Annotated in this window: 9 protein-coding genes; 8 read left to right on the forward strand and 1 reads right to left on the reverse strand. The window is 61.4% G+C overall.

What is annotated here, in order from left to right; all coding sequences use genetic code 11:
* A partial coding sequence (locus DWV48_RS09235) for a hypothetical protein (protein ID WP_158574855.1) occupies positions 1–1,650 on the forward strand: 1,650 nt, incomplete at its 5' end.
* 123 nt (positions 1,651–1,773) lie between these two features.
* Here DWV48_RS09235 and DWV48_RS08320 read toward each other — a convergent pair.
* Complete coding sequence (locus DWV48_RS08320) at positions 1,774–2,496, reverse strand: UTRA domain-containing protein (RefSeq protein ID WP_118654345.1); 723 nt, start codon at positions 2,494–2,496, stop codon at positions 1,774–1,776.
* Between the two features lie 310 nt (positions 2,497–2,806).
* Here DWV48_RS08320 and DWV48_RS08325 point away from each other — a divergent pair, with 310 nt between their 5' ends.
* From DWV48_RS08325 to rsxC, 7 genes are all read left to right on the forward strand, one after another.
* On the forward strand, positions 2,807–4,399 hold the full coding sequence (locus tag DWV48_RS08325) for an alpha-glucoside-specific PTS transporter subunit IIBC (RefSeq protein ID WP_118654346.1): 1,593 nt from the start codon (positions 2,807–2,809) through the stop codon (positions 4,397–4,399).
* Between the two features lie 175 nt (positions 4,400–4,574).
* A complete protein-coding gene (locus tag DWV48_RS08330) occupies positions 4,575–5,918 on the forward strand; it encodes a 6-phospho-alpha-glucosidase (RefSeq protein ID WP_118654347.1) in 1,344 nt (447 codons plus the stop codon).
* A gap of 159 nt (positions 5,919–6,077) precedes the next feature.
* On the forward strand, positions 6,078–6,740 hold the full coding sequence (locus DWV48_RS08335) for a hypothetical protein (RefSeq protein WP_233546244.1): 663 nt from the start codon (positions 6,078–6,080) through the stop codon (positions 6,738–6,740).
* 141 nt (positions 6,741–6,881) lie between these two features.
* Positions 6,882–8,147 carry a 4Fe-4S dicluster domain-containing protein gene (locus tag DWV48_RS08340; RefSeq protein WP_118654349.1) on the forward strand — a complete coding sequence of 422 codons (1,266 nt, stop codon included), beginning with the start codon at positions 6,882–6,884 and terminating at the stop codon, positions 8,145–8,147.
* Positions 8,148–8,580: 433 nt separating this feature from the next.
* Complete coding sequence (gene ychF / locus DWV48_RS08345) at positions 8,581–9,660, forward strand: redox-regulated ATPase YchF (protein ID WP_118654350.1); 1,080 nt, start codon at positions 8,581–8,583, stop codon at positions 9,658–9,660.
* A 12-nt stretch (positions 9,661–9,672) separates the two neighbouring features.
* Positions 9,673–10,050, forward strand: a complete 378-nt coding sequence (locus DWV48_RS08350; RefSeq protein WP_118654351.1) for a DUF1648 domain-containing protein — start codon at positions 9,673–9,675, stop codon at positions 10,048–10,050.
* Between the two features lie 178 nt (positions 10,051–10,228).
* Complete coding sequence (rsxC, locus tag DWV48_RS08355) at positions 10,229–11,590, forward strand: electron transport complex subunit RsxC (RefSeq protein WP_118654352.1); 1,362 nt, start codon at positions 10,229–10,231, stop codon at positions 11,588–11,590.

Consider the following 11,590-nt stretch of genomic DNA (forward strand, 5'->3'; position numbering starts at 1 on the left):
GAGCATTTCCCAGTTGACAAAACTATAGGAACACCCCCCTCCATCATTTGGCCTGTACTGCTTGTATTGAGCGCCGCATTTCTGCTTACGGGAGCCTTTACTAACGAATTGTGGTTTGACGAGAGCTTCTCAGTTGCTATGGCGACCCACTCGTTTGCGGAGATTTGGGACATTGGTGCTTTGGATGTTCACCCTGTGCTGTACTACTGGATGCTCCATCTGGTGAACGTAATTTTTGGAACGAATTTAATCGTCTATCGCGTGGTTACGCTGCTTCCAACGTTCTTGTTCGCCGTGCTGGGCGCAACGGTCGTTCGACGGGATTACGGCGATATTGCCGGTCTGCTGTTTGCCGTGATGTCCGTTATGTTGCCGCACGCCTCGTCAATGTCCGTGCAGCTTCGCATGTATTCTTGGGCTGCTTTTTCGATCGGGGCGTGTTTCCTGTGCGCGCTGCATATCAAAAAGCTGTCCGATGCAGGCGCCCGACGCCCGACGCGCCTTTGGGTTCTTTTTGCCCTAGCGAGCCTCGCCTCGGCATATTTGCATTATTTTGGTGCCATTGCCGCATTCATTATTAACTTGCTGCTCATGATTCATCTGCTGCGCGGCGTTGCGGCAAAGTCGGAAAATGCTCAATCCAACATGGGCGCATTTGTGGTATCGACCGTATGCCAGCTTGCCTTGTACGCCCCGTGGTTACTTAAACTGTTGGACCAGCTCTCCGTGGTATCAACGTCTTATTGGATTAAGCTCACGCCCGCCCGCCTTGCTCAAATGATGGTATATCCGCTCGTTTCGACCCAGATGCTCGATGAGGCTCGTGGTCTGAGCGGTGGCATGTTCCAAATGGTTGCGCTGGTGTTCCTTGCGCTTGCTGCTGCGCTTCTGCTTCTACTTGCCTCTCTGTTTATCAGGTTTTGCATGATTTCATTGAGGCCGATGGCACGCGGGTCCCATTGTCGCGTGCAGCGCTCGGATGATTGGGCCGTCGACGTTTGGTGGGGCGTTGCAGTGTATGCAGGTACGGTGGCGTTCGCCTTGGCTGCTTCGGTGCTTCTGGCATCCCCTATAGCTGTTGCTCGCTACTTTTACGTTGCGTTGCCGCCTTTGCTGCTGGCCATCTCTATCGTTGCGGCAAAGCTTTTGGGTGTGCGTGCAATCGCCTGCGGCTGTGCGGCGCTCATCGCTGTGGGGCTATATGGCCAGGCGGTTTTTGTGGTCGCCGGGTATTCCCAGCTCAACAATGAGCCGATTGACTATCTCGAGGCGGTGGCGCACACCTACGATAACGATGGTGAGCCCACCGTTATTTCAAGTAATATTATGTGTGCAGGAACGTATGCGGTGATGTGCGACGATGTGCCGCAGACGTTCATTGCCCCCGATACGGGTATCGGCCGCGCGTACCGCGTGTACGCGCCCGTTATGTCGTTTGCGGCACATGTCGAGGAGGTCCTGAGTGCCTCCGGGCGATTTATTGTGGTGCTTGATGAAGACAATGCGGAGGAAAACGACGTATACGAGGTCACGTCGCTTGCAGATGACCTCGTGGCGACCGGTGCATTTGAGGTGGTTGAGGGAAGGACGTTCTATCGTCCGTACGAGCGGAACAACTATACGGTTACCGTGCTTGAGCGCATGCAATGACACGTGGCTTTGGCCACGGTTGCAGCCATGCTCGCCCCCGTTTTCCGTAGGGAATGCGGAGGCGTTGCACGTGGGAAGGGGTGCGGTTGACTCGCGGACGGGTCGACGGGCCAACGCGGCAGCTTATCGCGTGCGAATGGTGGTGGAGTACTGGGAGAAAGTCTCGGGCCGTTGACGCGTCTCGGTGTATTCGACCATGATGCCCTCAAGGTCAAATGTGTGGCTGCGCATAACCGAGACGGCGTTGAACCCATCAAGATCGATGCAGCGCTCGTCCTGCTCGGTTACGCCTTCAACGGTGATGATGCGGCGGCTTGTGGCGATTTTGATTCTGCGCTCCCCCTCTAAAAAACGATAGATGCCGCCCTCTACGATCGGGGGCGTGAGCCCCTCAACCACCGACGAGAGGTAGTAGCTTTCGTCGGTCGAGAGAGCCTTGCCGTCGGCGATGCGGACGCGCAGCACGTGCGTGAGCTCGCTTCCTGCAGGAAAGCCCGTCAGACGGGCGAGGTCTTCGTCTGCCGTGAGGTCCTCAAGTACCAGGCATCGCGTGGTCGGCGTGAAATTGAGGCGCGCTGCCATCTCGTTGAAGGTTTCAAGCCCGTCGTAGCCGCGGCTTACGTCGAGCGTGGGGTCGCGGATAACGCGCACGCCCTTACCCTGCTGCGACTGCACATAGCCGTCGGACGCGAGCTCGGCGAGCGCCCGCCGTACCGAGCTGCGCGAGCAGCTGTACCTGCCCGTAAGCTCGTTTTCGGAGGGCAAAAACGCGCCATACGCAATATCTCCGCATTCGATGCGGCCTTTGAGATCTTGATAGATGTCTTGGTAGACCGATTTAGGCATGATGACCCCACGTCCGTGCGAGCTTACCTTGTTTGAGCTTGTACGAACATGATACTGCAACAGGGCGCGCTGGTGTACGATCGCGCATGCCGTCGACCATCAGCATGGAAACACGTTCACCGGTAAAAACCGACCGTTCAGGGAAGGTCCCTTCTCAATAATTGACTTGTACGAACAAGTAAGCAATTATGATGCCACACAACTTGTACGAACAAGCAATCCCGTAAAGGCGCCAAGGGATGTTCGCGCAGGTGGCACGTAGCGCCCCGCAAAGGACGGGACGCACGAGAGGGGAAAGGAACTTCCTGCCATGATGCAGAAGATTCAGAAGTTCGGAGGTGCGATGTTCACCCCGGTCATGCTGTTCGCGTTCGCGGGCGTCGTGATCGGATTTGGCACGCTCTTCACGACCGAGGTCATCTTTGGGCCTCTCGCCGCACCCGACACCATGTGGTACGGCGTCTGGAATGTCATCCTTCAGGGTGGTTGGACCGTCTTCAACCAGCTGCCGTTGCTATTCGCCGTGTCGCTTCCCATTGGCCTCGCCAATAAGCAGAACGCTCGTTGCTGCATGGAAGCTCTTGTGGGCTACCTCACGTTCCAGTACTTCGTGAGCACGCTGCTCTCGCAGTGGGGCGGCTTCTTCGGTGTCGACTTCGCCGCCGAGGTGGGCGGAACGTCCGGACTTGCCATGATCGCCTCGATCAAGACGCTCGACATGGGCATGATCGGCGCTCTCGCTGTCTCCGGCATCGTGATTGCCATCCACAACAAGTTCTACGAGGTCGAACTGCCCGAATGGCTGGGCGTCTTTGCCGGTTCCACCTTCGTCTACATCGTCACGTTCTTCGTGATGCTCCCGGTTGCCTTCCTTGCCTGCCTCGGCTGGCCCCATGTCCAGGACGGCATCCGTGCCTTCCAGGGCTTCGTGGCAACCACCGGCACCTTGGGCGTGGGCGTGTTCGCCTTCCTTGAGCGCGCGCTCATCCCGTTCGGTCTGCACCATCTCATGTACAGCCCGTTCTATTATGACAATGCCGTGGTCGACGGCGGCATCTACACCGCCTTCGCCACCGCACTGCCCCAGATCGCCGCATCCACCGATTCGCTCAAGGAGCTCGCTCCCTACGCCGCCTTCACTTGTTCCAGCTGGTCGAAGATCTTCGGTTGCCCGGGCATCGCGCTTGCCTTCTACGCCACCGCCAAGCCCGAGAAGAAGAAGGAGCTGCTCTCCCTGCTCATCCCCATTACCCTCACCGCGATCTTCTGCGGCGTGACCGAGCCCATCGAGTTCACCTTCCTGTTCATCGCCCCGCCGCTGTTCCTGGTCCACTGCATCATCACGGCGTTCCTCGCCATGGCTATCAACATGGTCGGCTGCGTGGGCGTGTTCGCCGGTGGCCTCATCGAGATCAGCTCGCTGAACTTCATTCCGCTCATGGCCAATCACTGGCAGCAGTACTTCATGACGCTCGCCATCGGCCTCGTCTTTACCCTCATCTGGTTTGTGGTCTTCCGCTTCCTCATCCTCAAGTTCGACTTCAAGACCCCTGGTCGCGAGGATGATGCCGAGGAGGTTAAGTTCCGCAGCAAGGCCGAGTACCGCGCCGCCAAGAATGGCGAGCTCGCCGATGCCGTAGGCGTCGAGATCGACGAGTCCGACCCCTACGCGGTCATGGCTGCGGCCGTCCTCGAGCTGCTCGGCGGTGCGGACAACATCGTCGACGTGACCAACTGCGTGACCCGTCTGCGCGTCAACGTGAAGGACGAGACCCTCGTGGCCGACGATCCCGACTTCAAGTCCATTGGTACGAGCGGCATCGCCAAGAACGGCAAGGGCATGCAGGTCATCATCGGCCTCAAGGTGCCCAAGGTCCGCGATCGCTTCGAAGCTCTTCTCTAAGGGGTGGGCAGGCGCCGGGCGGTGACGCCTTGCGTCTCCCAAAACGCGCCGACCATCACGGGGCCGCCCGTCCCAGCACAACCGGGCACGCCATTTTGGTACCAACCGGGCGCCGCACGTGGCCGCGGCGGCGCCCCCAAAACAGGTAGGCGGCCGGATCCAGGAGGGATCAACCATGGCAAAGTCCAGCTACGCAGTAACCATCGCCGGCGGCGGCTCTACCTTCACCCCCGGCATCGCGCTGATGCTCCTCAAGGAGCACGATCGCTTCCCCGTGGACAAGGTCATCTTCTACGACAACAACGCCGAGCGCCAGGAGATCGTGGCCAAGGCCTGCGAGATCTACTTCAAGGAGAATGCGCCTGAGCTCGACTTCTCCTACACCACCGACCCTGTGGAGGCATTCACCGGCATCGACTTCGTCCTCGCCCACATCCGTGTGGGCCTCTACGCCATGCGCGAGCTCGACGAGAAGATCCCGCTGAAGTACGGATGCGTGGGCCAGGAGACCTGCGGCGCCGGCGGCATCGCCTACGGCATGCGCTCCATCGGCGGCGTCATCGAGATCCTCGACTACATGGAGAAGTACTCTCCCAACGCCTGGATGCTCAACTACTCCAACCCGGCCGCCATCGTGGCCGAGGCCTGCCGCGTGCTGCGCCCGAACTCCAAGATCATCAACATCTGCGACATGCCCATCGACCTCATGGACAAGATGGCCGTCATGTGCGGTCTTGAGGATCACCGCGACCTGCAGTACAGCTACTACGGCCTGAACCACTACGGCTGGTTCACCAAGATCTTTGACAAGCAGGGCAACGACCTCATGCCCGAAATCAAGAAGCACATGGCCAAGAACGGTTACCTCGACGGCATCAGCCATGAGGAGGGCCAGGAGCAGCATATCGACGAGTCCTGGATCCACACCTTCGGCAAGGCCAAGGACGTCTATGCGCTCGACCCGGAGACCATCCCGAACACCTACCTCAAGTACTATACCTTCCCGGACTATGTGGTTGAGACCTCCAACCCCGAGTACACCCGCGCCAACGAGGTCATGGACGGCCGCGAGAAGAAGGTCTTCGGCGCCTGCCGCAAGGTGATCGAGACCGGCACCGCCAAGGGTGCGGGCTTCGAGGCCGATGCGCACGCCACCTACATCGTCGACCTGGCCTGCGCCTTGGCCGAGAACACGGGTGAGCGCTTCTTGCTCATCGTCCCCAACGACGGTGCCGTGTCAAACTTCGACGAGACCGCCATGGTCGAGGTCCCCTGCATCGTGGGCTCCAACGGCTACGAGAAGATCTGCCAGGGCAAGGTCCCGCAGTGGCAGAAGGGCATGCTCGAGCAGCAGGTCTCCGTCGAGAAGCTCGTCGTCCAGGCCTGGGTCGAGGGCTCCTACCAGAAGCTGTGGCAGGCGCTGACGCTCTCCGCCACCATCCCGTCCGCCAAGGTCGCCAAGCAGATTTTGGACGAGCTCATCGAGGCCAACAAGGGCTTCTGGCCCGAGCTCAAGTAGTCGACTTCCCCAAGCACCGCACCTCGCCCCTCAATCGTCGGGCGCCGCTCGCAAGGCGTGCGCCCTCCTCTTTCAGGGCGATCTGCGGCACTTGGGAAAGCCTTAAAAACCCTTGAGGTGGCATGGTTGCGTGTTGGCAGGCGAAAGGATGTATTGGGCATGGCGAAGAAGACGAGGGCGCAGGCTGCGGCGGCTGGTACGAAGGCCGATGTTCGGCGCGAGGGGCGCTCGGGCGTGCAGGGCCAAGTAGCTCGCAACGGAGAGACGGCGGGCGCACGCAAAGCCAATGCCCCCGGCGATCGTCAATCCTGGTGGCTACCGGCACTTGACGAGGAGAACTTGCCTGGCCGTGAGCAGCTCACGAAGCGCATCTTCACGACGGTCGAGGTCGTGCTGTGCCTTGTGCTGGTGGGGTCGGTCGCGGTGTTGTCCATGACGGGCGGTGGGCTTTCGGCCGAGGGCCTGCAAGCGACGTTCGCCGAGAACCCCGCCGCATCGATCACGCTCATCGCCGCGTGCCTGCAGCCGTTCGTGGCGTATTTGCTGCGGTTCGTCTACCGTCATTACGCGCAGGGGGACACGGGCTATGCCGTGTCGAACCTCATCGCGCTTCTGTGCGCCGAGATGCTCCTGCAAAATATCGTGGGAATCGCCGGTATGGCCGTGCTGCTCTGGCGCACGTGGAGGCGCGGCTCCGAGGGCCTTGATGCCTGGCGTGCGCATCGTGGCGTCGGCGGCATGCTCGTCGATATCTCCGGAGCTCTCGTGGTGCTGGCACTCGCCGGTATCTGCTTCTTCGCGAGCACGCGCCTTGGCGTGTAGCGGACGGCAGGCACCTTGGGCGCGCCTCTGCATTTGGAACTCTCGCGAAGTGAGTCGGCGCTGAGTACAATATGGTGCTGTGAACGCGCCCGTCTGGATGGCGGGCGCGTTTTTCGGCAAATCGAGCGCAAGGGGATACGCATGGCTCAGCAGCGCGACATGTTCGACGACATTATCGATATCAGCAAGGGCATCGATGCGCTCAAAAACCCGTTCGGCGGCATTACCGACGCGCTGATCGGCACGGTGGACGATTCCAAGCCGCATTGGAACCCGGCGGATTACAAGGAACGTCCGCGTGTGAACTGCATTCCATGCCTGGCCTGCAAGTCCGACAAGAGCGGCTGCCGCGCGTGCATCGACGTGTGCCCCGTTAACGCCATCGAGATCGAGGACGGCGCCATCGACGTGCTCGACAGCTGCCGCAAGTGCGGCCTGTGCGTGGCATCGTGTCCCACGGAGGCGTTCGTGAGCCCGCGCCTGCAGCCCAAGAAGGTTTACGACGCCGTGGCTCGCGCGGCGACCGCTCACGAGACGGCCTACGTCACCTGTACGCGTGCCCTCAAGCGCGTCCCGCGCGAGAACGAAGTCGTGCTTGCCTGCGTGGGCGATGTCACGCGCGAGACGTGGTTCTCCATCCTCACCGATTTTCCCAACGTGAGCGTGTACCTGCCGCTCGACATCTGCACGGCCTGTCGAAACGCCGCGGGCGAGGAGATGCTCGGCGAGGCCATCGCGACTGCCGAGGAGTGGGCCGGTCGTGGCATGGGTCTCGAGGTCGAGCCGAAGGACCTTGTGTGCAACAAACGCCGCGAGTACGAGCGCAAGGAGTTCGTCGACAACATCGTGCGCCAGACGGGTCTGACGGTGTCCAAGCTCACGCCGGCGACCGCTGCCGTGGCAACCGTGACGCAGCGCATCCGCGAGCATTCGAGCCGCGTGAGCGCGCTGGAGAAGACTCTCAACACCGCCTGCGGGACGACGTCGCAAAAGCGCCGCCGCGTCCTCACCCAGGGTCGCCAGCTCATGCTTTCCACACTTCAGCAGCACCCGGAGCTCGCGGAGAACGTGCGGGTGCAGATACCCGAGTGCGACCATGACAAATGCACCATGTGCGGGGATTGCGTCGCGGCGTGCCCCGTGTTCGCATGCGATCTGCTCGCAAGTGGCAAGCTCGCCATTGAACCCACGTATTGCATCGGCTGCGGCCTGTGCGCCGAGGTGTGCGGCGACCACGCCCTCACGATGGTCGAGCGCGATGGCGCCGAGCTCGTGGTTCCCGATCCCGAGGCCGAGCGCAAGGCGAAGCTCGCTGCGGAGGCCAAGGCCGAGTATGCCGAGGCTAAGGCCCAGGTCAAGAAGACCGTGGACAAGGTCCTCGACAGCGTGGAGAAGTTCGCGGAGTAAGGGACGCGGAAATAATTCGTACGACCCCGCGCTTCTGGCTCGATCTTGAGACAACATATCAGCTGAAGATGCTCGAGAGCCGGGAAATGCCCGAAGTGCGAGCGCTTGCCTGATGTGATTACCCTACATATGGTCAAATAACGCCAAATGTAGGGTAATACTCGATTAAAACTCGCGAGAGTTAACTTTCGCGGAGCTTTCACGGGGATGCATCCGCAAAAATGCCGCGAGAGTTAACTCTCGACAAGGAGTAGGCAGATTTGCAGCAAGATTGCAGGGAGGGATTGCGGTAGAGGGATTGCGGCGGAGGGATTGCGGGGCCGCGCGGCGCGAGGGGCTTGACCCCCGCGTCTCTTTGCTATGTCAACGGGCTATAATAACAAGGTTTACATGTTAACGGCGCCATATGCGCCGCGTTGAGTAAAGGAATCCCATGGCACTCTCCATCGGAATCGTCGGCTTGCCCAACGTGGGCAAGTCCACGCTGTTCACCGCCCTTACCAAGAAGGGCGGCCTGGCCGCAAACTACCCGTTCGCCACGATCGACCCCAACGTGGGCATCGTCGATGTCCCGGACGACCGCCTGCAGGCGCTCGCCGACATCGTGCATCCTGGTCGCATCGTTCCCGCGACGGTCGAGTTTGTCGACATCGCCGGCCTGGTCAAGGGTGCCGCCTCCGAGGGCGCAGGCCTGGGCAACCAGTTCCTGGCGAACATCCGCGAGTGCGATGCCATCTGCCAGGTGGTTCGCTATTTCAAGGACCCGGACGTCATGCGCGAGGCCAACCACACGGGCGATTTCGTCGACCCCGCGAGCGATGCCGAGACCATCATGACCGAGCTCATCCTGGCCGACATGCAGTCGCTCGAGAAGCAGCTTCCCAAGCTCGAGAAGGAGGCCAAGCGCGACGCCGAGCTCAAGCCCAAGCTCGAGATCGCCAAGCGCCAGCTCGAGTGGCTCAACGAGGGCAACCGCGCCGCCACGCTCGAGATGACCGACGAAGAGCGCGCCGCCGCCAAGGGCCTCTTCCTGCTCACCATGAAGCCCATGCTCTATGTGGCCAACGTCGACGAGGACATGCTGGGCGAGGAGCTCGACCCCATCGACGGCGTCGTGCCCATCCCAATCTGCGCTAAAGTGGAGGCCGAGCTTTCCGAGCTCGACCCCGAGGAGGCTCAGATGTTCCTGGCCGACCTTGGGCTTGAGCGCTCGGGTTTGGAGACCCTCGCCCAGGCGGCATACAAGCTCCTCGGCCTGCAGAGCTTCTTTACCGCGGGCGAGATGGAGGTCAAGGCTTGGACCGTGCGCCAGGGCGCCACGGCTCCTCAGGCCGCGGGCGTGATCCACACCGATTTCGAGCGCGGATTCATCAAGGCCGAGACGATCGCGTACGACGATTACGTTGAGCTCGGCGGCGAGAAGGGCGCCAAGGAGGCGGGACGTCTGCGCATGGAGGGTAAGGACTACGTCATGCAGGACGGCGACGTCGTTCACTTCCGTTTCAACGTGTAAGGAGGGGCTGTAATGTTCTCGTTTGGCAAGAAAAATGGCACAAGGGCCATGGTGGCCATCATGCTTTCGTTCATCCCGCTGATCGCGGTGCTGATGGTTTTCCCGCAGCTCGGCGACCAGGTTCCCATGAAGGTCAGCTCCGCGGGCGAGGTTCTGCGCTGGGGCTCCAAGTGGGAGCTCATGCTCATTCCGGCTTTTGGCTTCCTGCTTTCGGGTGCCACGATCGCCACGGGCATCAAGAACGCCAAGAGCTATCGCGATGATAAGACCCTCGCCGTCATCACCTTCCAGCGTGCGGTCCGCAATGCGACGGTCCAGGGAATCGTCTTCATCGTCGCCACGGGCATTATCCTGTACGGCGTCTATACCGGCTCGGGGATTGGCATCTAATCCGAGCGCGTGGAGAGCTTTGTCGTCCATTGTGGACGCTAAAACGCTTCAGGCCGCATAAAACTGCTCATTGGCACCCCATATCGGGTGGAAACCCGTTACAATTTTTCCTAGCTATGCGCCGCGGCCGTGCTTTGCGCGGCCGCGCATTGTTGGGGGAGATATGGAAGGGAAGCCAATGTTCTCTCTGCACAAGACGAGGGGTGGCGTGCATCCGCCCCAGTGCAAGGATATGCGGGATTTTGCCTGCACGTCCATCACGTCGCCCGAGCGAGTGCTCATTCCGCTGAATATGCACATCGGCGCGCCGGCGAGTCCGGTGGTGAGCGAGGGCGACCATGTATATGTCGGCACGTTGATCGGCCAGGTCGAGGGCCTGGGCTCCCCGATCCACGCGAGCATTTCCGGCACGGTCGCCAAGGTGGCGACCGAGCAGCTGCCCACGGGCGCGACCGCACCCGTGGTGGAGATCGTCTCCGACGGCAAGATGGAGGCCGACCCCGCGCTCAAGGCGCCCGAGTACACCACCAAGGAGGAGTTTATCTCCTGCGTGCGCGATTCCGGCATGGTGGGCCTGGGCGGTGCCTCGTTCCCCACGTGGTTCAAGATGCGCGCCCCGCAAGGCAAGAGCTTCGAGTTTCTCGTGGTCAACGGCATGGAGTGCGAGCCCTACATCACGAGCGACTACCGCCAGATGATGGAGCATACCGAGCGCGTCGTCGACGGCGTGTTCCGCACCATCGAGGCGCTCGAGATTCCCGCCGCCGTCATCGGCGTCGAGGATAACAAGCCCGAGGCCATCCTCGAGCTCCAGCGCGTGGTCAAGGAGAAGGGTCGCGAGGACCGTATCGAGGTCATGTCGATCCCCACCAAGTACCCCGCCGGTGGCGAGAAGGTGCTCATCAAGGCCACGACCGGCCGCGACGTCCCCGCCGGTGGCCTGCCCATCGATGTGGGCTGCCTCGTGGTCAACGTCACCACCATCTCGCGCGTGGAGCAGTACTTCCGCTATGGCATGCCCCTCACCTGCAAGACCGTCACGGTCACGGGCGACTGTATCGCCAAGCCGGGCAACTATCGCATCCCCATCGGCATGAGCGTCCGCGACGTCATCGAGGCCACGGGCGGTATGGTCAAGGAGCCCAGGAAGATCATCATGGGCGGACCGATGATGGGTCGCACCATCACCGATATCGATTGCCCGATCATCAAGGCGAACAACGCGATCGTCGCCCTGCACGACGCCGCCGTCCTGCCGGACGAGACCGCCTGCATCCGCTGCGGCCGCTGCGTGCGCGCCTGCCCGCTGTCGCTGTCGCCCTTTGCGCTCGACGGCGCCTCCCGCAGCCATGACGTGGTCGCGCTCGACGAGCTCGCCGTCATGAACTGCATGGAGTGCGGCTCCTGCGCGTACGTGTGCCCGGCGCACCGTCGCATTACCGCGGCGATCCGCGAGGGCAAGGCCGTGTACCGCGGCGAAGTTGCCCGCTTGACCGCCCCGGCCAAGCCTGCGGCCCCGTCCGAGAAGAAGGAGGCGTAA

This window comes from Collinsella sp. AF08-23 (assembly GCF_003479805.1).
In the GTDB taxonomy this organism is placed as follows: domain Bacteria; phylum Actinomycetota; class Coriobacteriia; order Coriobacteriales; family Coriobacteriaceae; genus Collinsella.

Bases quoted from the DNA above. Each gene is read 5' to 3' on its own strand.
- DWV48_RS08350 (WP_118654351.1), top strand. From the start codon at position 9,673: ATGTTCTCGTTTGGCAAGAAAAATGGCACAAGGGCCATGGTGGCCATC.
- DWV48_RS08340 (WP_118654349.1), top strand. From the start codon at position 6,882: ATGGCTCAGCAGCGCGACATGTTCGACGACATTATCGATATCAGCAAG.
- rsxC (WP_118654352.1), top strand. From the start codon at position 10,229: ATGTTCTCTCTGCACAAGACGAGGGGTGGCGTGCATCCGCCCCAGTGC.
- DWV48_RS08330 (WP_118654347.1), top strand. From the start codon at position 4,575: ATGGCAAAGTCCAGCTACGCAGTAACCATCGCCGGCGGCGGCTCTACC.
- DWV48_RS08325 (WP_118654346.1), top strand. From the start codon at position 2,807: ATGATGCAGAAGATTCAGAAGTTCGGAGGTGCGATGTTCACCCCGGTC.
- ychF (WP_118654350.1), top strand. From the start codon at position 8,581: ATGGCACTCTCCATCGGAATCGTCGGCTTGCCCAACGTGGGCAAGTCC.
- DWV48_RS08335 (WP_233546244.1), top strand. From the start codon at position 6,078: ATGGCGAAGAAGACGAGGGCGCAGGCTGCGGCGGCTGGTACGAAGGCC.
- DWV48_RS08320 (WP_118654345.1), bottom strand. From the start codon at position 2,496: ATGCCTAAATCGGTCTACCAAGACATCTATCAAGATCTCAAAGGCCGC.